The organism is Arthrobacter hankyongi (genome assembly GCF_022012395.1).
GTDB classification, from domain to species: Bacteria; Actinomycetota; Actinomycetes; order Actinomycetales; family Micrococcaceae; genus Crystallibacter; species Crystallibacter hankyongi.
On sequence record NZ_JAKLTQ010000006.1, the window covers coordinates 120510 to 143452 of the forward strand.

Genomic DNA, 22943 nt, shown 5'->3' on the forward strand with positions numbered 1-22943 from the left:
ACTAACTCTCTTCTCTCTCGTCTGACTCTGTACTTGTTGCCGCGTAGTCCGCGGCAGTGCTGGCCAGGCCCGCGAGGGCTGCCCAGCGAGGATCCACGACCTCATGATGGTGACCCGGATCCTCTTCAAGGCGCATCCCGCATTCAGGGCACAAGCCTTTACAGTCTTCCCGGCACACCGGCTGGAACGGCAGCGAAGTTACCACTGCGTCCCTGAGTACCGGTTCGAGATCGATGCGATCGTGCTCGATCCGGTATTGCTCTTGCTCTTCCTCATCGGACACCTGACCAAGGTCAATGTCTCCATAGTAGAAGAGTTCCTGCACGTCGACGTCGAGGTCATACGCGATGGCGTCCAGGCAACGCCCGCACTCGCCCGTTACTTCAACGGAAGCGGTGCCGGTGACCAGGATACCTTCGTGCACGGCCTCGAGCCTCAGGTCCAACTCCATGTCGGAGCCTTCCCGAACGCCGATGAGTGCCACACCAAAATCCTTTGGTGCAGGCACATGCTCATCAAGAGTCCGCATCGTCCCCGGACTGCGTCCGAGTTCCTTTACCCCCAGAACCAGGGGCGAACTTTGTTCATGGCTCAAGACCACGGCGATGAAGACTCCTCATAAACATATGACCGACGTATCATCATAGCCCTAAGCCCGCCGTTCCCTCAAACCGCGCCGCACTACCGGGATTCTGCCGCCGGCAGTCAGACCGGAGCGCTTCCCGCGCCCTGTCCCCCTCGAAACGGGAATCTGCTGCGCGGTGCAGGGGATTCCCGTTTCGAGGGCGGAAGCAAACCGAACTGCATTGGGCCTAAACCGTTGCTGCCGGCAGCAGTCCGGCCTCCGACTGGATCCGTTCGGCCAATTCCAGAATCCACGGGCGCAGTTCTGGACCGAGGTCGGCACGCTCGACGGCCAGCGAAACCACCGCCTTGATGTAGCTGAGCTTGTCTCCGGTGTCATACCGGCGGCCCCGGAAAACCACGGCATACACTCCCCCGCCGGGCCCCTTGGACCGGGCCAGCACCTGCAAGGCATCGGTCAACTGGATTTCGCCGCCGCGGCCGGGTTCAGTCTGCTCCAGCACGTCAAAGACAGACGGATGCAGCACATACCGGCCGATAACCGCCAGGTTGGACGGGGCTTCGCTTACAGCCGGCTTTTCCACCAGCCCATTGACCTGGACGAATCCACGGCCCGGGATGATGGTTACGTCCGCGCAGCCGTAGGCACCGATCTTCTCCGGCTCGACTTCCATTAAGGCGATCACGGAACCGCCTGTCTGCTGCTGCACCTCCATCATCTGCGTCAGCAAGGTGTCGCGCGCGTCGATCAGGTCATCGCCGAGCAGGACCGCGAAGGGCTCCTCGCCCACGTGCTGCCTGGCCCGCAGGACGGCGTGGCCCAGCCCCTTCGGGTCGCCCTGGCGCAGGTAGTGGATATCAGCCAGTTCGGACGATTGGCGGACGGCCGCCAGCTTTTCAACGTCGCCCTTGTTTTCAAGCGTTTGTTCGATGAACGGAACGCGGTCGAAGTGGTCTTCCAGCGCCCGTTTGTTCCGTCCGGTAATCATCAGTACATCCGATAAACCGGACCGAGTCGCTTCCTCGACGACGTACTGGATCGCCGGTTGATCGACCACGGGCAGCATTTCCTTCGGCATTGCCTTGGTCGCCGGAAGGAAGCGGGTTCCCAACCCTGCTACCGGAATTACTGCTTTGCGAATGAATTCCCCATGAGACATGGGGGTAGAGTATCCGCCACGGGTAGTTTCCCTGAGCAATTTTTGCTCAAGATTTTTGGTCAGTCCGCCGTGGCCCTGCCATCCGTTTCGGCCACAAACCGCTTGAGCACCGCCTTGGGCACAAACTCGGAGATGTCTCCGCCGAGGCCGCCCACCTCCTTGATCAGCGTGGAAGACAGGTAGGTGTACCGGCTGTCCCCCGGCAGGAACACGGTTTCGACGCCGGTGAGGTTGCGGTTCATGTGCGCCATCGGCAACTCGTAGTGGTAGTCCTGCGTGGTCCGCAGCCCCTTGACGATTGCCCCGGCGCCCCGGCTGCGGCAGAACTCGGCCAGCAGCCCGTCCCCCATCGGCTCCACCGAGGTGCCGGCCAGATAGGAGAGGGTCTCCCGGGCCATGGCCAGGCGCTCCTCGAGGCTGAAACGGTACTTCTTGGCATAGTTGGTGGACACCGCCACGATGACTTCGTCGAACATGCTCGCGGCACGGGCAATGATCTCCACATGTCCGTTGTGGAGCGGGTCAAAGGATCCTGGGCAGACGGCTCGGCGCATAGCTATGAATCTAGCCGATCGGCATCGCCGTCCACCACCGGGATGATCTTCCGCCGGGGTGGTATTACTTGAGGTCATGAGCACATCAGCACGCAGTCTTGCCCTCTCCGAAGCCGGGGCCGGCCCCGCCCCGTGGCAGCGTGCTGCGGCCGGCGCAAACCTGCTGGCTGCGGACGGCAGCCTGGCGGTGACAATCTTCGAGGAGATGACCACCATGGCGGCGGCCTGCGGCGCCATCAACTTGGGCCAGGGCTTCCCGGATGAGGACGGGCCTGGCAGCATTGCCGCGGCCGCCCGGCAGGCGATTGCCGACGGCGCCAACCAGTACGCCCCTGGCAAGGGCATCCTGGCGCTGCGCCAGGCAGTGGCAGGGCACCAGCAGCGCTTCTACGGGCTGGCTCCGGATCCGGACACCGAGGTCGTCATCACCACCGGTGCCACGGAGGCGCTGGCCGCCACGTTGCTGGCGCTGACTGGTCCCGGCGACGAGGTGCTCACCTTCGAGCCCTTCTATGATTCCTACGGCGCCATGATCGGCCTCAGCGGCGCCACCCACACCACCTCCCCGCTGCGCGCCCCGGACTTCCAGCCGGACCTGGAACATTTGGAGGAGGCATTCAGCGACCGTACCCGGGTGGTGCTGGTCAACAACCCGCACAATCCCATGGGCGCCGTCTTCACCCGCCAGGCCCTGGCCAGGATCGTGGAACTCGCCGAACGCCATAACGCCATCATCGTCACGGACGAGGTGTACGAACACCTGACCTTCGGCGTCGAGCATGTCCCGGTGGCCACGCTGCCGGGTGCCGCGGAACGGACCATCACCATCTCCTCGGCCGGCAAGACTTTCTCCTTCACCGGCTGGAAGGTCGGCTGGCTGCACGGACCAGCCGACCTCGTGGCAGCCGTCCGCACGGTCAAGCAGTTCCTCAGCTATTCCTCCGGCAGCCCGTTCCAGCCGGCCGTCGCCGCCGCCCTGGCGCTCGACGACGGCTTCTACGACGGGATCGCCGCGGGCCTGCGGCAGAAGCGCGATGTGCTCGCCGACGGCCTGCGCCGCGCCGGGCTGGAGGTGTTCGTCCCGGACGGGACCTACTTCATCAACGTCGACACCGCGCCGCTGGGCGTGACCGATGCCGTGGCGCTGGCCCGGCGGCTGCCCGGACTGGCGGGGGTGGCGGCCATTCCGGTGTCCGTTTTCTGCCACGGCGAAGGTGCCGAGCGGACCCGGTCCCTGCTGCGCTTTGCCTTCTGCAAGAAGACCGAGGTGCTCGAGGAGGCCGCGGCCCGGCTTGCCAAGCTGCCGGAGCTGCTGGCATGACCGGCCGCTTCCTGCGCACCAGCGGCCTGCACGCGGAGATCGAGCCGGACGAGCGGGTCCGCGGCGCGTATGTGCTCAGCATCGGCGGGGCCGAACAGTCCCATGTGGACCTGCAGGATCCCTCCCACGTCTTCTACGAGTACCTGCGCCGGATCGCCAACGTGGTGGATCTGGCAGGACCGGCCGGACAGCCGCTGCGCTGCCTGCATCTGGGTGCCGGGGCGCTGACGCTGGCCCGGTACGTCCAGGCCTCCCGTCCTGGTTCCGAGCAGCACGCCGTCGAACTCGAACGCGAGCTGCTGGACTTCGTGATCGACAAGCTCCCGCTGCCGGCCGGCACCAACCTGACGGTGCACATCGGCGATGCCCGGCAGGAGGTGGCCTTCGGCGCCCTGGACGGGGAGTTCGATGTCATCGTGCTCGATGTCTTCGCCGGCGAGGACGCCCCCGAGCACCTGACCACCCCCGGCTTCTACGCCGAGCTGCTGGAGATCCTTGCCCCCGAAGGCGTGCTGCTGGTCAATGTCGGGGACGATCCGCCGCTGCGCTTCGTCCGGCGCCAGGCCAGAGCATTGGCCGAAGCACTGGCTGCGGAGGATGCCGGGACGGCCGCGGGGCTGGCGGCGCTGGCCGATGCAGGCATGTTCGGCGGCCGATATCCGGGCAACATCGTGCTGGCCGCCCGGCACCAACCCTGGCCGCAGGACTGGACCGCGGCGCTGCTGGCCGCCGGCCCCCATCCGGCAGCCGTGCTGACCGGGCCGGAGCTGGAGGCATTCGCGGCGCACTAGCGCGTCGCACTTCCCCACCGTTCGCGAGCTCGCGGCGGGTCCCTCGGCACTAGCTGCGAACGCTAACTGGCCGGCGGGGCCGGTTCGGCGTACCAGAGCATGGTCTCGCCGTACTTCTTCTCCGCGAAACGTTCCAGGCCCGCCGGCCAGCGCGGCTCCGGCGAGCGCGAGGAGCGTTCGATGACGACGACCGCGCCTTCAGCCAGCCGCGGCGCCAGCGTGTCCAGGACCTGCGCCAGCTCCGCTTCCGGCAGCGGGTAGGGGGGATCCATCAGCACCAGGTCCCACCGGTCGTGGGGGTGCAGGCGGTCCAAAAAGGGCTGCACGCCCGAGCGGTGTACCCGCACCACGGTCCGGCGGAGCGCCTTGTTGACCAGCTCTGCGTTCTTCCGGCACACCCCGGCCGCCTTATCCGACTGCTCCACCAGGTCCACTTCGGCCGCTCCCCGGCTGGCACTTTCCACGCCCAGCGCGCCCGAACCGGCAAACAGGTCCAGCACCCGGGCGCCGGCCAGCACGCCGTAGGAATCGAGCCGGGAGAACAGCGCCTCCTTGACCCGGTCCGTGGTGGGCCGGGTCTTGTCCCCGGGTACGTTAGCCAGGCCGGCGCCGCCGGCCACGCCGGCAATGATGCGGCTCACCGCTCAGCCCCGCTCAAGGAAGGCCTCCCGCTCCGGATTCAGGTACAGTTCGATGGCCTGGGCCAGCTCGGGATATTCGTCCAGCTGCGCGTCGTGCGCCACGATGCCGGCGGCGTCGGCCCGGGCCTTGGCGATCACCGCCTCGTCCGTGATCACGCGCAGCAGCCTGAGCGTGGATTTGCCGCCGGACTGGGACGAGCCCAGGATGTCCCCTTCCCGGCGCAGCAGCAGGTCCGCCTGGGACAGCTCGAAGCCATCGGTGGTGCGGGCGACGGCGTCCAGCCGCGCCCGGCTGGGGTGGCCGGGTTCCAGCCGGGTCACCAGCAGGCAGGTGCCGGGCAGGCCGCCGCGGCCCACGCGTCCGCGCAGCTGGTGCAGTTGGGAGATGCCGAAGCGGTCCGCATCCAGGATCACCATCAGCGTGGCGTTCGGCACGTCCACGCCCACCTCGATCACCGTGGTGGAGATCAGCAGGTCCAGCCGGCCCTCGTTGAAGGCGGCCATGGTGGCTGCCTTGGCCTCGGCGTCGAGCCTGCCGTGCAGCACGCCGATCCGTGTTCCGGCCAGGGCCTGGACTGTCGCCAGGTATTCGGCAGTGGCAACCACCGAGGCCAGCTGCCGGGTGTCCTCATCGGGCGGCGGGGCATCGAACGGATCGGTGTCCTCGCGGTCCTCGTCGCCGATCTTGGGACACACCACGTAGACCTGCCGGCCGGCGTCGATCTCCTCGCGGGCGCGCTGCCAGATCCGGTGCTCCCAGGCCTGGTGTTCCACCAGCCCGACCAGGTGGGTACCAATCGGGGCGCGGCCAGCCGGCAGTTCGGACAGCACGGACGTCTCCAGGTCCCCGAAAACCGTCATCGCCACCGTGCGCGGAATCGGCGTCGCGGTCATCACCAGCAGGTGCGGCGGGCGCAGCGCACGCGAGCGCAGTTTGTCCCGCTGCTCCACGCCGAAGCGGTGCTGTTCGTCCACCACGATCAGGCCCAGGTCCGCGAACATGACCTCGTCGGAGAGCAGCGCATGGGTGCCGATCACGATCCCGGCCTGCCCGCTGGCCACCTCCAGCAGCGCGTTGCGGCGGGCGGCCCCGGTAACCGAACCGGTGAGCAGCACCACCCGGGTGCCCGCGTCGTCGCCGCCGAGCATGCCGGCCTCGGCCAGCGGCCCCAGGGTGCGGCGGATCGACTCATAGTGCTGGGCGGCGAGCACTTCGGTGGGTGCCAGCAGGGCGGCCTGCCCGCCGGCGTCGATCACCTGCAGCATGGCCCGCAGGGCCACCAGCGTCTTGCCCGAACCTACCTCGCCCTGCAGCAACCGGTTCATCGGATGGCTGGCCGCCAGTTCGGCGGCCACCTCGGCGCCGACCACGCGCTGGCCGTTGGTCAGCGTGAACGGCAGGGCGCCGTCGAACCGGTCCAGCAGGCCGCCGGCCACCGGCGGACGGGCGATCGCTTCCTCGCCCACGGCCTGTGCACGGCGGCGGGCCAGCGCCGCCTGCAGGACCAGGGCTTCCTGATAGCGGAACCGCTCCCGCGCGCCGCGGGCCTGTTCGATCGTGGCCGGCCGGTGGATCTGCTGATAGGCGTCGGACAGGGACAGCAGCCCGTCCCGGATTGCGATGTCCGGTGGCACCGGATCCCCGATCTGGGAAAAATCCACGCTGTCCAGCAGGATCTCGACGGCGGACTTGATCCGCCAGCTGCCCAGTTTGGCCGTGGCCGGATAGAGCGGCACCGGGCGCAGAGCCTCGTCGGCGTTGAAGTCCGCCGCGTCCTCCAGCAGGGAATAGTCCGGGTTGGTCAGGGTCAGGCGCCCCTGGTACCGGGTGACCTTGCCGGAGAACATGGCCAGCGTGCCCGGTCGCAGGTCCCGCTCGGCCTGGTAGCCGTTGAAGAACGTCAGGCTGAGGTTGCCGTAGGTGGAGTTGTCGGTGATGACCACTTCGGTCAGCGAGCCGCGGCGGGCGCGCATCCGGCGGGTGCTGCAGCTGAGCACCCGGGCCACCAGGGTCGCGTCCTCGTCTTCGGGCAGGTCCGCGATCAGGGTCAGCTCGCCGCGCTTTAGGTAGCGGCGGGGAAAATAGTTCAGCAGTTCGCCGGTCCGGGTGAGGCCGAGGTGCTTTTCCAGCGCCGCCGCGGTGCGCTTGCCCAGCCGGCGTTCCAGCGGCAGGTCCAGCTCGGCCGGCTGATGCTCATTCATCGGCATTGCCTGCCCCGCAGGTGCTGGCAGGATCCGCTGCCCGGTCCGGCCCGTCGTCGGGGGCGGACAAGGTGGTCACCGACAGGTGGGCCGGCTCGCCGAAGCGCCGGATCGCGGCCAGGGCGGCCTCCGGATCCGGCACATGCACGTGGACGCGCCACCGGTAGCCTTCGGGCACCTCCGTGACGGCGCTGAGGATCACCGAATCGCCCAGCTCGTCCAGCTGCAAGCGCAGGGTGGCGGCATCGAGCGGGCTGAGGTTGATCGTGCACATCACCTCCATGCCCTCGGACTGGTGATCCAGGTGGATGTGCGGGGCCTGCACGCCGTAGCCGTGCAGGCCTTCGAGCAGCTCCGGCTGCAGTTCCTCCCCCAGCGCGCTGGCGCGCAGGGCGTCCAGGATCAGCAGGAAACCCACCGCCCCGGCGTCGACGATGTGGGCGTCCGAGAGCGGGTCCAGCTGGCCTTCGGTCTCCACCACCGCTTCCAAGGCCGCGGCCACCACCGCGTTCAGGGTCCGGGCCAGGCCGTGGTTGCTGTGGTCCTGGTTCCGTGCCGCATCCGCACTGTTGGCCGCGCGGGTGGCGGCAGCAATCACCGAGAGCATGGTGCCCGGAACCGGCTCGCTGAGCGCTGACCAGCAGCGGATTTCGGCCCGTTCCAGGGCCGCCGCCAGCAGCGGTCCGGTCAGTCGCGTGGTGCCATGCAGGGGATCGGCCAGCGCAGCCAGGAAGACGGAGAAGAGCGTGCCGGAATTGCCGCGGGCCTCCTCCATCGCGGCCCGTCCGGCCTCGGCGAGCAGCTCGCCGACGTCGGTGGTGGGCAGCTGCGCGACGGCGCGGGACGCCGAACGCACGGTGAGGTACAGGTTGGTGCCGGTATCGCCGTCGGCCACCGGGAAAATATTGATGGCGTTCAGACGGTCGCTGTGGTTGCCCAACACCTCTTCCGACTTGCCCAGCCAGCGCTTGAGCGCCTGGGCATTCGCGGCAATCTTGGTTTGCAATCCGTTCCCATCCACAGGTGCCGGCGGCTTTTGCGCCAACGTAGCTTTCAGTTCTCCGGCGTTAACCGAGCCTACCCCAGCCGGCGGCGTGTCGGCTGGGGTAGGCGGAAACACACTCGGTTCGGCCGGCTACTTGCCAGCCGTGCCGGTGCTGGCCCAGTATTCGTCGAACTGGTCCGCCTTCATGGCTGCGGCAATATCGGCAATGGCCTGGTCGTCCTTGACGATGATGGACTGACCGTCCGCAGAGGTGCCGATGCCCTGGTTCGGCAGCGTGAAGAAATGGATATTCGCGCTGCGGATGTCCCGCAGGCTGAAACCGAGGGAGCCGATGGCCGCCGCGTCCAAGCCCGAGTCCACGGTCATGTAGGGGGCGAACTCGGAAACCACCTCGCTGATGCGCGCCGGATTGGTCAGGGTATCCGCATTCAGGAAGCGTGCCAACACAGCCTTGACGAACAGCTGCTGGTTCTTCACGCGCTGGTAGTCGCCGTCGCTGAAGGCCTTGCGCTCGCGCACGAACTTCAGTGCCTGCGCGCCGTCGAGGGTCTGTGCGCCCTGCGGGAAGTAGGTGCCGTCCTGCCCCACCGCGCTGAACGCCGCGGGGTTGTTGATTTCGACGCCGCCCAAGGCGTCGGTCAGGTTCTTGAAGCCGGCGAAGTCGATGATGGCCACGTGGTCGACGCGGGTCTCGAACATCCCCTCCAGCGTCTGTACCAGCAGCGGCACGCCGCCGAAGGCCATCGCGGCATTGATCTTGTGCTCGCCGTAGCCGGGGATGTCCGTCCAGGTATCGCGCATCACGGACATCACGTAGACGTTCTTATGGTTGCTCGGGATGTGCATCAGCATCATGGTGTCGGAGCGGCCGCCGTTGGGGACGCCATTAAGGTTCTCCGACCCTCCGCTGCCGCCCCGGATATCCGAGCCCAACAGCAGGATGTTCTGCCCGCCGGACTCCGCCGGCCGGCCAGCCTCCTCCGGAAACGCCGAGGCGATGGTGTCCGACTTGTTGTTGAACGTGCTGGCCAGGCTCCACAAATAGCCGCCGGCCAGACCGGTCCCGGCCAGCACCAGGCACAGCAGGACGAGGATGGTGGTACGCACCGGGTGGCGCTTCTTGCGCCGGCGGGGCCGGTACTCACCCACCTCGGGTTCCTCGATATAGAGCTGATTGGACAATTTCCGACCCCCAAAGGACCTAGGCAACTTTTCGATTTTAGCGTGGTTGCCTATGCAAACCCTTAAACTTGAGGCATGCCACTGCCTTCGCGTCCCTTCCGCCTGTCCGCCGCCACCCTGCTTGCCGCCGTGGTGCTGGCGGGCGCCACCGCCTGTGCTCCGGCGGTCAACGTCAAGGCCGCCCCCGACGCCGCCAATCCCGCCTGCGCACCGATGATGGTCATGCTGCCGCAGTTCGTGGCGGACCAGCCGAAGCGCGAAACCACCAGCCAGGGCTCGGCAGCCTGGGGCAACCCGTCCCAGGTGATCCTGCGCTGCGGGGTGCCCGTCCCCGGCCCCACCACGGATCAGTGCGTGACCGTCAACCGAGTGGACTGGGTGCTGCGCCAGCAGGACAAGTCCTGGACGGCCACCACCTATGGGCGCAATCCGGCCACCGAACTGATCTTCGATTCGGAGCAGGTGGCCGAAAGCACCATCCTGGTGGACCTGGCCGGAGCCGTGGCAAAGGTCCCGCAGACCAAAAAGTGCCTCAGCATCTCGGACACCCTGGACACCAAGCAGTAACCCCACGAACAGTGGAGTAGCAGGGCCTGCCCGTAAGAGAGGCGGCAGGGGTCCCCGTCCTGAGCTTGCGAAGGAACGGGGCAGCCGCCGAACGTTAGCGCAGGCCGGTCTTGCGGTTAAGGGCGAGGTAGATCAGCTCGTCAATCAGCTCGCTGTACGGGATACCCGACTTCGCCCACATCTGCGGATACATGCTGATCGGGGTAAACCCGGGCATCGTGTTGATCTCGTTGATCACCAGTTCCCCGTCCGGGGTATAGAAGAAGTCCACCCGGGACAGACCTTCTCCGCCCACGGCGTCGAAGGCCTCAGCTGCCAGCTCCCGTACCCGCTCGGTGATCTCCGCCGGCAGGTCCGCCGGACAGCTGAGGGCAGCTGCGCCACCGTCCACGTATTTCGCCTCGAAATCGTAGAAGTCGTGGTCTCCCGGCTGCACCGCGATCTCTCCCGGCAGGCTGGCGCGCGACTCTTCGCTCCCGCGTCCCTGGAGCACGGCCACCTCGATCTCGCGGCCGAGGATGCCGGCCTCCACGATCACCTTCGGGTCATGCTCCCGCGCGGCCTCGACGGCTGCGCGCAGCCCCGTCCGGTCCGCCACCTTGGTGATCCCCATCGACGAGCCGGCGCGCGCCGGCTTGACAAACACCGGGAAGCCCAGCCCGGCCACCCGGTCCAGGGCGGCCTCGGCATCCTGGTGCCACTGGCGGTCGGTAATGACCTGGTAGGGGCCGACATTCAGCCCGGCGTCCTCGAACACGACCTTCATATAGTGCTTGTCCATGCCCACCGCGGAGGCCAGCACGCCGGCGCCAACGTAGCGCACGTCGGCCAGCTCCAGCAGCCCCTGCAGCGTGCCGTCCTCACCGAACGGGCCGTGCAACAGCGGCAGGACGACGTCGATCCGGCCCAGGCTGCGCGGGGCTTGCCCTTCCGCGGCGACCAGCAGCTCGGTGCCGCCGTTGCGGCCGGCCAGCATGACCGGTTCCGTTCCGGCGGTGACCTCCGGCAGCTTGCCGGCAGTCATGGACCACTGCGCAGGATCGTCGTCAACCAGTGTCCAGCTGCCGTCGCGCGCAATGCCCACGGGCACGACGTCGTACTTGTCCTTGTCAATGGCGCCGAGCACACCGGCGGCGGTGACGCAGCTGACCGAATGCTCGCTGGAGCGGCCGCCGAACAGCACCGCCACCCGCGGACGGGCGGCCGGCGTGCCGGAGGGATTCTGGGGGGAGGTCGGCTGGTCGGTCACAGTTGTTGTCCGCCTTCGGATTTGAGTTCACGGGTCAGCAGGCGCGGGGCGAGCTCCTCCACGGAGAGGCTGCCCTCAAGCACCGCAACCACTGCTTCGGTAATGGGCATTTCCACGCCCATCTGGGTGGCCAGGTCTAGAACTGCCCGCCCGGACTTGATGCCCTCGGCGGTCTGCGTCATGCGCTGGTTGACTTCGTCGAGCGTCAGCCCCTCGCCGAGCAGCCGCCCGGCGGTGTGGTTGCGCGAAAGCGGGGAGGCGCAGGTGGCCACGAGGTCGCCGAGGCCGGCCAGGCCCGCCATCGTTTCCGCTTCCGCACCGAGCGAGACAGCCAGCCGGGTGGTCTCGGCCAGGCCGCGGGTGATCACCGAAGCTTTGGTGTTGTCCCCCATGTGCTTGCCGTCGCAGATGCCCACGCTCAGGGCGATCACGTTCTTGACGATGCCGCCGATTTCGACGCCGACCACGTCGGTGTTGGTGTACGGGCGGAAATACGATGCCGTACATACGGCGGCAATCCACTGGGCCACCTCCGGGTCGGTGCAGGCCACTACGGAGGCGGTGGGTTCCTTGCGCGCGATCTCCATCGCAAGGTTCGGGCCGGAGATGACCGCGATCCGCTCCTGCGGCAGCTGCAGTTCCTCGCTGATGACCTGGCTCATGCGGGCGTCGGTGCCCCGTTCGAGTCCCTTCATCAGGGACACCACGACGGCGCCGGGTGCCAACAGCGGACGGAAGGCCTGCAGCTGCGCCCGCAGCGACTGTGCCGGGACTGCCAGCACCACCAGCGGCGCATCGGCCAGCACGGCAGCGACATCGGCCGATGCGGCCAGATTCTCCGGCAGCCTGAGGTCCCTGAGGTACTGGGAGTTGAGGTGGAACTCGTTGATCTCCTTGGCCACCTCGGCACGGCGCGCCCACAGGCTGACCTGGATCTGCGGATGCGCGTCCGCGACCACTTTGGCAAAGGTGGTGCCCCAGCTGCCCGCACCCAAAACCGCAACCTTGGCTGGCAGTCCGGGCTGGTGTGTCACTGGTTCTCCTTGGTAGCTGTTGCCTCGCCGGGGTCGGTGAAATCCCGGCCCGTCGCCTTCTGCGCATGGGCGGCCGGATCCCAGCGCTCTGCCGGCGGCTCCTCGCCCCGCAGATCGGCCAGCAACGCCGTCACGGCTTCCATGATCTTCTCGGTGGCGGCATCAAGCACGGTCTTGGTAATCGGCTGGCCGGCGAACTCGCTCAGGTCCACCGGCGGTCCCGCTACCACCTTGGCCGTCTTGCGCGGAAAAAGGTGGATCCGCTTGGCGTACCGCGGGAACAGCTCGTTGGCGCCCCACTGGGCTACCGGCACTACCGGGGCGCCGGTCTGCAGCGCCAGCCGGGCGGCGCCGGTCCGGCCGCGCATCGGCCACAGGGCGGGATCCCGGGTTAGCGAGCCCTCGGGGTAGACGATGACGGCACCGCCCTCAGCCATGACTTCGCGGGCAGCCGTCAGCGAGCGGTTGGCTCCCGCGTTGGACCGCTCCACCGGAATCTGCCGGCTGGCCTGCAGCAGGCGGCCGACCACCGGGATGCGGAACAGGGACGCCTTGGCCAGGAAGTGCGGCAGGTGGCCGCTGTTGTACACATAGTGCCCGACGATCAGCGGGTCGATCTCGGTGTTGTGGTTGGGGGCGACGATAAAGCCCCGGTCCTTGGGCAGGTACTCCTGCCCGGACCACTGCCGGGCCAGGACGGCATTGAGGACAGGACGCGCCAAGGCGGCGACACAGCCTAGGGACAGGCGCTCTTTGGTTGCTGTTTTCATAGTCGTGGACGGCTCAGGCCGCGTCGAAATCCGCGCCCAGGCCTTCGAGCTTGGCCAGGAAATGCTCATAGCCGCGGTTGATGATGTCGATGCCGGTCACCCGTGAGGTGCCGGTGGCCGCCAAGGCGGCAATCAGGTGGCTGAAGCCGCCGCGCAGGTCGGGAATGTCGATCTCTGCGCCCTTGAGCTGGGTGGCCCCGGAGATGACGGCCGAATGCAGGAAGTTGCGCTGGCCGAAGCGGCACGGAACGCTGCCGAGGCATTCGCGGTGCAGTTGGATGTTGGCGCCCATCCGGACCAGCGCCTCGGTGAACCCGAACCTGTTTTCGTAGACCGTCTCGTGGACGATCGAAACGCCCTGGGCCTGCGTCAGTCCGACCACGAGCGGCTGCTGCCAGTCCGTCATGAAGCCGGGGTGGACGTCGGTTTCCAGCACCAGCGGCGAGAGCTTGCAGCCGGTGTGGTAGAAGCGGATGCCGTCGTCGTCGATGTCAAAGGATCCGCCCACCTTGCGGTAGGTGTTCAGGAACGCGGTCAGGTCCCCCTGCCGCGCCCCCTCGACGTAGATGTCGCCCTGCGTCACCAGCGCGGCGGAGGCCCAGGAAGCGGCCTCGTTGCGGTCCGGCAGCGCGCGGTGGTTGAACCCGCTGAGGTCGTGGACGCCTTCGATCCGGATCACCCGGTCCGTCTGCACAGTGATAATGGCGCCCATCTTCTGCAGCACCGCGATCAGGTCCATGATTTCGGGCTCGATCGCGGCCCCGCTCAGCTCGGTGATGCCTTCGGCCTTGGTCGCCGTCAGCAGCACCTGCTCGGTGGCGCCGACGCTGGGGTAGGGCAGCGAAAGCTTGGCACCCTTGAGGCCCTTGGGCGCCGAGATGGAAATGCCGCCCTGGCGTTTCTCCACCACGGCCCCAAACTGGCGCAGCACATCCAGATGGTAGTCGATCGGCCGGTCCCCGATCTTGCAACCACCCAGATCCGGAATGAAGGCCTCGCCAATCGCGTGGATGAGCGGGCCGCAGAACAGGATCGGAATCCGGGAATCACCGGCGTGGGCGTCGATGTCCTTCATGTGCGCGGTCTTGACTTTGGTCGGGTCCAGCCGCAGGTCCCCGGTGAGCGGATCCTTGACCACCTCGACGCCGTGCAGCCGCAGCAGGCTCGTCACGACGTCGACGTCCTTGATCTCCGGCACGTTCCGCAGCACCGAGGCATCGCTGCCCAGCAGGGCGGCAACCATGGCCTTGGGAACCAGGTTCTTGGCCCCGCGGACGGTCACCTGTCCGGTGAGCGGGACGCCGCCGCGAATGGTCAGCACACTAGCCATGGATACCCGTTTCCCTCGATGTAAATGCCATCTTCGCACCAACTGGCTGCGCGAAGAGTCCCCCTACCAAGCATAGGAGCTGAGCGTGACCAGATTGAAACAAACAGGTCCGGAACGCGCCCCGAGGCGCCGGATCAGGCCTTGGCCGGCAGCGTTTTAGGCTTCCAGGACGGGCGTGCCGCCTCGAATTTTGTGATTTCCGCCTCATGCTGCAGGGTCAGCCCGATATCGTCCAGCCCTTCGAGCAGGCGCCAGCGGGTATAGTCGTCGATTTCGAACGGGGCGACAATGGTCCCGCAGCTGACCGTCTTGGCGGACAGGTCCACCGTGACCTCGGTGCCCGGATGGTTCTCGAGCTCCTTCCAGATCAGCTCGATATCGTCCTGGGCGACCTCGGCCGCCAGCAGGCCCTGCTTGCCGGAATTGCCACGGAAAATGTCCGCGAACCGGGCGGACAGCACCGCCTTGAAGCCGTAGTCCTTCAGCGCCCAGACCGCGTGCTCGCGGGAGGAGCCGGTGCCGAAATCCGGACCTGCGACCAGCACCGAACCGCGGGTGAACGGCTCCTGGTTCAGGATGAAATCCTCATTCTTCCGCCAGCCGGCGAAGAGCGCGTCCTCGAAACCGGTGCGGGTGATCCGCTTCAGGTACACGGCCGGGATGATCTGGTCCGTGTCCACATTAGACTGGCGCAGCGGGACACCGATGCCGGTGTGGGTGGTGAACTTTTCCATAGCGAGAGGCTCCTTAGGCTGCCCGGCCGGCAGCGGCGTCTGTGTTTTCAGGAGTAACAGGCCCCAGGTCCGAGGGTGAGCTGAGCGTGCCGCGCACGGCCGTGGCCGCCGCAACCACCGGGGAGACCAGGTGCGTGCGGCCGCCCTTGCCCTGGCGTCCTTCGAAGTTGCGGTTGGAGGTCGAGGCGCAGCGCTCCCCCGGGGCCAGCTGGTCCGGGTTCATGCCCAGGCACATGGAACAGCCGGCAAAGCGCCACTCCGCACCAAAGTCTTTGAACACCTTGTCCAGCCCCTCGGCCTCGGCCTCGAGGCGCACCCGGGCCGAACCGGGGACCACCATCATGCGCACGCCGGGGTCCTTCTGCCGGCCGCGGATGACCTCCGCCGCGGCACGCAGGTCCTCGATGCGGCTGTTGGTGCAGGACCCGAGGAAGACGGTGTCCACCCGGATGTCCTTCATCGGGGTGCCGGCTTCCAGCCCCATGTACTGCAGAGCGCGTTCGGCTGCGGCCTTGGCGCTCTCGTCCCCGAAGTCCTCCGGGTGCGGGACCGAATGAGACAGCGAAACACCCTGGCCGGGATTGGTGCCCCAGGTGACGAACGGCTCCAGTTCGTCCGCGTCCAGGAACACCTCGGCGTCGAAGACCGCGTCCTCGTCCGTGTGCAGGGTCTGCCAGTACTCCACAGCGGCGTCCCAGTCGGCACCCTCGGGGGCATGCGGGCGGCCCTTCAGGTATTCGAACGTGGTCGGGTCCGGGGCCACCATGCCGGCCCGGGCACCGGCCTCGATCGACATGTTGCAGATGGTCATCCGGCCCTCCATGCTCAGGGCGCGGATGGCGGAACCGCGGTATTCGAGCACGTAGCCCTGGCCGCCGCCGGTGCCGATCTTGGCGATCACGGCCAGGATGATGTCCTTGGCGCTGACGCCCGGACGCAGCGTGCCCTCGACGTTGATGGCCATGGTCTTGAACGGCTTCAGCGACAGCGTCTGGGTGGCCATCACGTGCTCCACCTCGGAGGTGCCGATGCCGAAGGCGAGCGCGCCGAACGCGCCGTGGGTGGAGGTGTGCGAGTCGCCGCAGACCACGGTCAGGCCGGGCTGGGTCAGGCCCAGCTGCGGGCCCACGACGTGGACGATGCCCTGCTCGGCGTCGCCGAGCGGGTGCAGCCGGACACCGAATTCCTTGCAGTTATTGCGCAGCGTCTCGATCTGGGTGCGGCTGGTCAGGTCCGCGATCGGCTTGTCGATGTCGATCGTGGGCGTGTTATGGTCCTCGGTGGCAATGGTCAGGTCCGGACGGCGCAGCTTGCGGCCGGCCAGCCGCAGTCCCTCGAAGGCCTGCGGCGAGGTCACCTCGTGCACCAGGTGGAGGTCGATGAAGATCAGGTCCGGCTGGCGGGCCGCCCCCTCGCCTTCGCCCTGGCGCACAACATGCGCCGCCCATACCTTCTCGGCGAGCGTCTTGCCCGCAGTGCTACCGGCCATGGCCAGCTCCCTCCATCATTGAAAGCGCGGCGTACGCCCCGGGGTTCCGGGGCCGCAGAAGCTTGTCCTTCCACTGTTCCAGCACCGGAGCGCGGGGCGCCACCTCGCGGACTTGCATCTCAAATAATGAGACGGCAATATCAATCTATGGACAATGTTAGTGGCGTAGGCGTCATCGATAAAGCGGTCATGGTGCTGGACACCCTCGAGGCCGGTCCCACCACGCTGGCCCAGCTGGTGGCTGCCACCGGGCTGGCCCGTCCCACGGTGCACCGGCTCGCGCTGGCCCTGGTCCACCACCGGCTGGTGGCCCGCGACGTCCAGGGCCGCTTCATTCTGGGCAGCCGCCTGGTGGAACTGGCCTCGGCCGCCGGCGAGGACCGGCTGATCGCGGCCGCCGGACCGGTGCTGCTGCAGCTGCGCGACGCCACCGGGGAAAGCGCCCAGGTCTTCCGCCGCCAAGGCGACTTCCGGGTCTGCGTGGCCTCGGCCGAACGTCCCGTGGGCCTGCGCGACACCATCCCGGTGGGCACGCAGCTGTCCATGAAGGCAGGTTCGGCGGCCCAGGTGCTGCTGGCTTGGGAAGACCACGAGCGGCTGCTCGAAGGCCTCAGGGCCGCCCGCTTCACTCCCACCGTGCTGGCCGGAGTCAGGCGGCGCGGCTGGGGCCAGAGCCTGGGCGAACGCGAGCCGGGCGTGGCCTCGGTCTCCGCGCCGGTGCGCGGACCGTCGGGCCGGGTGATCGCGGCCGTCTCCATCTCCGGGCCGATCGAGCGGCTGACCCGGCAGCCCGGCCGGCTGCATGCGGACGTGGTTTGCCAGGCCGCCCAGCAGCTCACCGACGCCCTGCGCAAGGCCGGCGACTGACCGGCCCGGCTGTCCACCCGGGCCCAAGGCCGGTCACGCTACCCGGCGAAGTGGTCCCAGCCAACCGCCCCCGGTTCGGCGCCGCCCACGGTGACCTGGCCCGCGCCGTCGGACACCCGGCCCACCACGGTAAAGCCGGCCGGCGGCACCGTCCGGGGCCCGAAAGCGGCCAGCAGCCCGTGGTCCTCTCCCCCGGCCAGCACCCAGGCGAGCGGATCGGCCCCGGTCAGCGTGGCGGCGCCGGCCAGCGGCCGGGCAAACGGCAGCAGCGCCTGCGGATCCAGCTCGATGGCCACCTGGCTGGCCCGGGCCAGCCGGCCGGCATCGCGCACCAGCCCGTCCGAGACATCCATCATCGCGTGGGCTCCGGCCTGCGCGGCCAGCGGTCCCAGCGCCAGCGGCGGTGTCGGGCGGGACTGGGCCGCGACCAGCTCCTGCAACGCCGCCGGCAGCTCCTCGTAGGGATGCCGGCTCTCCAGCAGCGCCAGCCCTGCGGCCGCCCGTCCCGGGGAACCGGTCACTGCCAGCAGGTCCCCGGCACGGGCCCCGGACCGCAGCACCGGCGCCCGGCCGCCGAGATCCCCGGTGACCGCAGCGGTCACCACCAGTGCCGGACCACCGCCCAGATCCCCGCCGACAACGGCGCAGCGCGGTGCGCCCAGGCCGGCCAGTGCCGCGCGCAGTCCGTCGGCGAGATCTTCGACCCACGCCACCGCGGTTGACCCCGGCAGGGTCAGGCTGACCACCAGGGAGGTTGCCTCGGCCCCCATCGCGTTGATATCCGATAGGTTCTGGGCCGCGCACTTCCAGCCGACGTCGAAACCCGTGGTCCGGTATCCGGCGGGCCAGAGCAGCCGGAAGTCCTGGTCCTGCACCAGCGTGTCGATGCTCAGCGCGGTCCGGCCGTCCGGGGCCGCCACCACGGCGGCGTCATCGCCCGGCCCGACCGGCACCGCGGCGGCCGGGGCACCGCCCAGCCGCGGGAAGATGCGCTGCAGCAGCCCCCGCTCGTCCAGTTCCGCCACGGTCAGTCCGTCCGCCACCTGTTCCAACACGCTCCCGGTATCCGCACCCATCGATGAGCTGGCCATGCCTTGAAGCGATGGCCCCTACCTTGGCATCATTCACCACTGCTGCCGTCAGGCGGTAATCTGCCCTCCATGACCGACTCTTCCGCTACCGCGTATGCGGTGTTCCTGCGCGGCATCAATGGGAACGGGATCAACATCAAAATGGCCGACCTGAAGCGCGAGCTCGGCCAGCTGCCGCTGGCCGGGGTCCGGACCTTGCTGGCCAGCGGGAATGTGGTGTGTTCCGCCGAGGCGCCGGCCGGCGAGGTCAAGGCCATGGTGGAGCAGCGGCTGCGCGAGGCCTTCGGGTACGACGCCTGGGTGATCGTGCTGCCCGCCCAGCGGGTGCGCGAACTGGTGGCAGCATGCCCCTACCCGCCGGACGCCGACGGGATGCATACCTACATCACGCTGGGCTCCGACGAGGCGCTGCTGCGGGAATTGTTCGACGCCGGCGCTGCCGCCGGGGCCGAACAGGTGCTGCTTGGTCCCGAAGCGGCCGCCTGGCCCTGCCCCAAGGGCGGTACCCTGGACAGTCCGCTGAGCAAGCTCGGCGCCAAGGCCCGTTACAAGAGCACGACGACGACCCGCAACCTGCGCACCATGCTCAAGGTCCTGGAGGCCGCCGGGGCGTGAGCCGAGGCGCCGACCCACCGATGATTGGGCGGGGCCGGGCCGCCGCTCCCAGGTATGGACCTTCGTGTACAGCTTTAGGCTTCAAGCAAGGCGCTGACCAGCGGGTTTGCAGACCTTGAAGCTTAAACATGGGCGCAGGGACACCCCGGTCCGCGGAGGGTCTGGGGCAGCGGAGGGTCCGGGCCGCGGCGGGTCCGGGCCGCGGCGGGTCCGGGCCGCGGCGGCGGGGACAGCCCGGGCCGCGGCGGGTCCGGGCCGCGGCGGCGGGGACAGCCCGGGCCGTGGCTACGTACCTTCGGCGGTCTCGAGCGCCTGCCGGAATTCGTTGTAGTGCGCGATCTCCGCTTCCACCGGGGCCACCACCTTGGCCTCGGCCACCTCGGCAATGGCAGCCTGCAGCCGGCGGCGCGCCCTGGCTGCACTGCGCCCGGCCGCCAGCCTGGAGGCCAGCCCCGAGGCCATCCCGAGCAGGATCCCCAACAGCACCCCTGCCGTCAGCAGCAGCGTGGGCACCGGGAAGCCGCCGGCCTGCGGGGCCGGCGGAACCTGGAACTGCAGGTAGCCGAGCACGAACAGACCCAGCAGCCACAGTGCCCCGGCCAATGCCGCCGCCAGCGAAATCCACTGCAGCACTGAGACTATCGGCCACCACCAGGCCTTCCGGTTGGAGCCCAGCTCGGTCCGGGCGAGGGCCTGGTCCAGGGCATCAGGCAGCGTATCGGCGGTGGACCGTGCGGCGCGCCGGATCGCACCGCGCCACAGATCCGGGGCACCGGCGCTGGCCGCGTCCGCGAAGGTCCTGATGGCCGTGTCCGCCTGGGCGCGCTGGGCCGGCCCGGGCGCCAGCATCGAGGACCGGTTGACTGCCGGTTCGACATCCCGGCGGTCCAGGTTCAGCCGCTTGAGCGGATCCCGCCGCAGCCGTCCCAGCCATCGGGTGACCGGCCAGCCGGTGCTGGCGTGCGAACGGCGCCGGAACGACTTCTCCACCGCCTCCGCCACCACGTCCACGCCGGCGGAGCGGGCCAGCCGCCCGGCAAGCTCGCGCTTGGCCGTCTTGGCCACGGCGGGCAGCGGGCCGCCGGCGCCGCTGTCCTGCAATGCTGCCGCGGCCTTTTGTACGTCCGCTGCCATCCGCTCGTTGGCCGCCTGGCGCGCCTCCACCACACCCTGGATGGCCTGCCGGAGACCGGCGATGCCGGCGCCGGTGCGTGCGGAGACGGGAAAGACCCTGACCTGCTCCAGCCCGTCCCGGGCCAGGATGTCCTTGAGCGAGGCCGTCACCGGCTCCAGTTCGCCCGCACGCAGCCTGTCCACCTGGTTCAGCACCACCAGGGTCACGGCCCCGTGGGACGCCAGCGGCCGCAGGAAGGCATGGTGGACGACGGCGTCGGCGTACTTCTGCGGATCCAGCACCCAGACCAGCACGTCCACCTGCCCGGCCAGCCGCTCCACAATCCGGCGATGCTCCACGGCGGTGGAATCGAAGTCCGGCAGGTCCAGCAGGATCAGGCCACCGGCCGGAGCATCGGGCGAACTGCCCTCGTCCATGCTGTGCCGCCGGTGCACCTGCAGCCAGTCCAGCAGCGGCTCGCTCCCGCCGGTGCCCCAGATGCCGGCCAGCGGTTCCGCGGTCGTCGGCCGGCGCGCCGCCGCCGTCGCAATCTCCTCGCCGGCGAGCGCATTGAAGAGGGAGGACTTGCCGCTCCCGGTAGCACCGAACAGGCCCACGACTGTGTGCTCCGAGGACAGCGAGCGGCGGATGCTGGCGTGTTCGAGCACCTCGAAGGCGGGGACGAGCATGGACTCCGGCAGCCGGCCGACGGCCAGCTGCCGTGCCGTGTTCAGGGCCTCCAGCCGCTGCTGCAGGGGCGAGGACTCGCCGGCGCCGCGGTGCCGGCTCATGCGTCCGCCTCCGGCCCGCCGGCCCGGGCAGTCTGTGCCGCGAGCTTGGCCAGGGCCCGGGACTGCGTATGCAGCCTGGCAGCAGTTTCCGGCGGATCGAGCACGTCCAGACGGGACAGGAAGCGTCCGGCCTCGGCCTGCATCAGCGCCTTGGTGCGGCGGTCGAGGTCCTGCCGGGCGGTCTTGGTCAGCCGCCGGACGGCATCCTCCCCGAACACCGATTCGAGCACCTTCTGGCCGACGACGGCGGTGCCGCCGGCCACGCCGATCTCCACGCCGGTCAGGCCGCCGGTGGCGGCGAATACCGCGACCATCAGCGCCACCCCGAGAGTGTTGACGCCGAACGAGACCAGGCGTGCAACGAAGCGCTTGTTCTGGCCCTCGGTGCGGATCAGGTCCAGCAGGTCCGACTGCCAGGCCCGGATTGCGGCAGCCGCGGTGTCCGCGAAACCGTCACTCGGGGCGGACAGGTCCTCCTTGCCGAGCAGTTGGCGGCCGGCGGGGTCATCGCGCCAGCGCGCGTCGGCGTCCTCCGCTGCCTTGGCTGCCTCGTCCACGATCACGGCCTGCAGCCCGGTTTCGATCGCTTCTTCCACCGTCACCGCCGGCGCCGGGCGGCCGCTGAAGAACGCACCGATGCGGTCCCGGAGCGCTCCGATGCCGGATTCGAGGGACCGGAAGAATTCCCCCGTGCCCACGAAATCCTGCCAGCGGGCGAGCACTTCGCCGCGCAGCAGCGTGCCGTCCTGCGTAGCCGCTAAAGTGCGTTCGGCAGCATCGGCATAGGCACCCTCGGCGTCGGCGCGGAGCCGGTCCCCCGCCGCCCGCTGCGCCTCGACTTCCCGGGCCGCTGCCTCGGCCTTCTCGGCCAAGGCACTGATGACGCCGCTGAGGGTGCGCCGGGCGATGGCCGCCCGCCTGGCACTGTCCGCGGCGATGCCGCCAAGCCAGTCCCGGATGGGAGCCACCGTGGGCGGCGGCAGCATCCCCCGGCCGTCCAGGGCCGACTCTGGCACTACGAACAGCGGGGCGCTGCCCAGCCCCTGGCGGGCCAGCATGCCGGCGAGGTCGGACCGGACCTCCTCCTCGACCCCGTCCGGCACCCGGTCCAGGACGACGGCGACGGTAATGTTCCGCCCGGCAGCCTCGAGCAGCAGCGCCCACGGCGCCGCGTCGGCGTAACGGTTGGCACTGGTGACAAAAAGCCACAAATCCGCCGCCGCCAGCAGCTGGCCGGCCAGCCGGCGGTTGGCATCCGAGATGGAGTCGATGTCCGGTGCGTCCAGCACGGCCACGCCCTGCGGCACCGTGTCGTCCGCCAACAGGACCAAGGACGATACCGGCGGCTCGCTGCCCACCGGGGCCGCCCCCGGAAGATCCTCCATCCTGCCGTCTGCCGGCACCCGCTCCCGGAGCGTCCCGGCAATCCGGGCCAGCCCCGGCAGGATGCGCTGGCCTTCGAACCAGGCCCTGTCTGCCGGGTGATGGAGCAGGACCGGCTGCCGGGTGGTGGGCCGGATCGCGCCGGCCCGGGTCACCGGATGGCCGACGATGGCGTTGACCAGCGTGGACTTGCCCGCACCGGTGGATCCACCGACCACCGCCAACAGCGGGGCTTCCAGGCTGCGGTATCGCGGCAGCACGTAGTCCTGCAGCTGCGCCTGCGCCGCCGCGGCATCATGGCGCACCGGCTCCGTGCCGGGCAGCTGAATGGGCAGGGTGAGCGTCCGCAGCGATGCCACGACGTCCTCGAGCAGGACGACGGCGCCGGCGGCTCCCCCGGCTGGCTGCCCTTCGACTGTGGTGTCCACGCTGACCATCATGCCAGCCGGGCCGGGCCGGCGGGTTAA

Annotated in this window: 21 protein-coding genes; 5 read left to right on the forward strand and 16 right to left on the reverse strand. The window is 68.9% G+C overall.

The genetic code is table 11. The features are described 5' to 3' along the window. Position 1: 1 nt before the first annotated feature. The 3 genes from LVY72_RS10480 to coaD all read right to left on the reverse strand — a co-directional run bounded on the left by LVY72_RS10480 (position 2) and on the right by coaD (position 2299). Positions 2–571: a YceD family protein gene (locus LVY72_RS10480; protein WP_237820757.1), complete on the reverse strand. Its 570-nt coding sequence runs from the start codon at positions 569–571 to the stop codon at positions 2–4. A gap of 241 nt (positions 572–812) precedes the next feature. Beyond that, the gene (galU, locus tag LVY72_RS10485; protein ID WP_237820558.1) at positions 813–1745 is read right to left on the reverse strand and encodes a UTP--glucose-1-phosphate uridylyltransferase GalU; all 933 of its coding nucleotides are present in this window, start codon (positions 1743–1745) and stop codon (positions 813–815) included. A 59-nt stretch (positions 1746–1804) separates the two neighbouring features. After that, a complete protein-coding gene (gene coaD / locus LVY72_RS10490; RefSeq protein WP_237820559.1) occupies positions 1805–2299 on the reverse strand; it encodes a pantetheine-phosphate adenylyltransferase in 495 nt (164 codons plus the stop codon). Between the two features lie 76 nt (positions 2300–2375). Between coaD and LVY72_RS10495 the strand changes: the two genes are divergently transcribed. Together LVY72_RS10495 and LVY72_RS10500 are read left to right on the forward strand one after the other, a co-directional pair. Continuing rightward, positions 2376–3620 (forward strand): aminotransferase class I/II-fold pyridoxal phosphate-dependent enzyme, encoded by a 1245-nt coding sequence (locus tag LVY72_RS10495; RefSeq protein WP_237820560.1) that lies wholly within the window; start codon positions 2376–2378, stop codon positions 3618–3620. Further along, entirely contained in the window at positions 3617–4411 is a 795-nt protein-coding gene (locus LVY72_RS10500) for a spermidine synthase (protein ID WP_237820561.1), read from the forward strand. The genes LVY72_RS10495 and LVY72_RS10500 overlap by 4 nt, the downstream gene beginning before the upstream one ends. A 62-nt stretch (positions 4412–4473) precedes the next feature. Here the strand turns inward: LVY72_RS10500 and rsmD are convergent, their stop codons facing one another. The 4 genes from rsmD to LVY72_RS10520 form a co-directional block, all read right to left on the reverse strand. Further along, positions 4474–5052, reverse strand: a complete 579-nt coding sequence (rsmD, locus tag LVY72_RS10505; protein WP_237820562.1) for a 16S rRNA (guanine(966)-N(2))-methyltransferase RsmD — start codon at positions 5050–5052, stop codon at positions 4474–4476. Positions 5053–5055: 3 nt separating this feature from the next. Further along, complete coding sequence (locus LVY72_RS10510; protein ID WP_237820563.1) at positions 5056–7254, reverse strand: ATP-dependent DNA helicase RecG; 2199 nt, start codon at positions 7252–7254, stop codon at positions 5056–5058. Beyond that, positions 7247–8260 carry a DAK2 domain-containing protein gene (locus LVY72_RS10515; RefSeq protein ID WP_237820564.1) on the reverse strand — a complete coding sequence of 338 codons (1014 nt, stop codon included), beginning with the start codon at positions 8258–8260 and terminating at the stop codon, positions 7247–7249. Before LVY72_RS10515 ends, LVY72_RS10510 begins: the two co-directional genes overlap by 8 nt. Positions 8261–8389: 129 nt before the next feature. Then, positions 8390–9442 (reverse strand): LCP family protein, encoded by a 1053-nt coding sequence (locus tag LVY72_RS10520; protein ID WP_237820565.1) that lies wholly within the window; start codon positions 9440–9442, stop codon positions 8390–8392. A 75-nt stretch (positions 9443–9517) separates the two neighbouring features. Between LVY72_RS10520 and LVY72_RS10525 the strand changes: the two genes are divergently transcribed. Next, the gene (locus LVY72_RS10525) at positions 9518–10009 is read left to right on the forward strand and encodes a DUF3515 domain-containing protein (RefSeq protein WP_237820566.1); all 492 of its coding nucleotides are present in this window, start codon (positions 9518–9520) and stop codon (positions 10007–10009) included. A gap of 94 nt (positions 10010–10103) precedes the next feature. Here LVY72_RS10525 and LVY72_RS10530 read toward each other — a convergent pair whose 3' ends face one another. From LVY72_RS10530 to leuC, 6 genes are all read right to left on the reverse strand, one after another. Then, positions 10104–11258 carry a D-alanine--D-alanine ligase family protein gene (locus tag LVY72_RS10530; protein ID WP_237820567.1) on the reverse strand — a complete coding sequence of 385 codons (1155 nt, stop codon included), beginning with the start codon at positions 11256–11258 and terminating at the stop codon, positions 10104–10106. Beyond that, positions 11255–12292 (reverse strand): NAD(P)H-dependent glycerol-3-phosphate dehydrogenase, encoded by a 1038-nt coding sequence (locus LVY72_RS10535; RefSeq protein WP_237820568.1) that lies wholly within the window; start codon positions 12290–12292, stop codon positions 11255–11257. The genes LVY72_RS10530 and LVY72_RS10535 overlap by 4 nt, the downstream gene beginning before the upstream one ends. Then, the gene (locus LVY72_RS10540; RefSeq protein WP_237820569.1) at positions 12289–13062 is read right to left on the reverse strand and encodes a lysophospholipid acyltransferase family protein; all 774 of its coding nucleotides are present in this window, start codon (positions 13060–13062) and stop codon (positions 12289–12291) included. The genes LVY72_RS10535 and LVY72_RS10540 overlap by 4 nt, the downstream gene beginning before the upstream one ends. A 13-nt stretch (positions 13063–13075) precedes the next feature. Then, positions 13076–14392 carry a UDP-N-acetylglucosamine 1-carboxyvinyltransferase gene (gene murA / locus LVY72_RS10545; RefSeq protein ID WP_237820570.1) on the reverse strand — a complete coding sequence of 439 codons (1317 nt, stop codon included), beginning with the start codon at positions 14390–14392 and terminating at the stop codon, positions 13076–13078. A 134-nt stretch (positions 14393–14526) separates the two neighbouring features. Next, the gene (gene leuD / locus LVY72_RS10550) at positions 14527–15126 is read right to left on the reverse strand and encodes a 3-isopropylmalate dehydratase small subunit (RefSeq protein ID WP_237820571.1); all 600 of its coding nucleotides are present in this window, start codon (positions 15124–15126) and stop codon (positions 14527–14529) included. 13 nt (positions 15127–15139) lie between these two features. Next, on the reverse strand, positions 15140–16615 hold the full coding sequence (gene leuC, locus LVY72_RS10555; RefSeq protein WP_237820572.1) for a 3-isopropylmalate dehydratase large subunit: 1476 nt from the start codon (positions 16613–16615) through the stop codon (positions 15140–15142). 147 nt (positions 16616–16762) lie between these two features. Here leuC and LVY72_RS10560 point away from each other — a divergent pair, with 147 nt between their 5' ends. After that, positions 16763–17482, forward strand: coding sequence for an IclR family transcriptional regulator (locus LVY72_RS10560; protein ID WP_237820573.1), 720 nt, complete (start codon positions 16763–16765; stop codon positions 17480–17482). 38 nt (positions 17483–17520) lie between these two features. Here the strand turns inward: LVY72_RS10560 and LVY72_RS10565 are convergent, their stop codons facing one another. Then, a complete protein-coding gene (locus tag LVY72_RS10565; protein WP_237820575.1) occupies positions 17521–18573 on the reverse strand; it encodes a thiamine-phosphate kinase in 1053 nt (350 codons plus the stop codon). Between the two features lie 69 nt (positions 18574–18642). Between LVY72_RS10565 and LVY72_RS10570 the strand changes: the two genes are divergently transcribed. Further along, entirely contained in the window at positions 18643–19188 is a 546-nt protein-coding gene (locus LVY72_RS10570; RefSeq protein WP_237820577.1) for a DUF1697 domain-containing protein, read from the forward strand. Between the two features lie 285 nt (positions 19189–19473). On the opposite strand, the gene LVY72_RS10575 is transcribed toward LVY72_RS10570, so the two are convergent. Next, entirely contained in the window at positions 19474–21093 is a 1620-nt protein-coding gene (locus LVY72_RS10575) for a YfjP family GTPase (protein ID WP_237820579.1), read from the reverse strand. Further along, positions 21090–22913 carry a dynamin family protein gene (locus tag LVY72_RS10580; protein WP_237820759.1) on the reverse strand — a complete coding sequence of 608 codons (1824 nt, stop codon included), beginning with the start codon at positions 22911–22913 and terminating at the stop codon, positions 21090–21092. Before LVY72_RS10580 ends, LVY72_RS10575 begins: the two co-directional genes overlap by 4 nt. Positions 22914–22943: the final 30 nt, after the last annotated feature.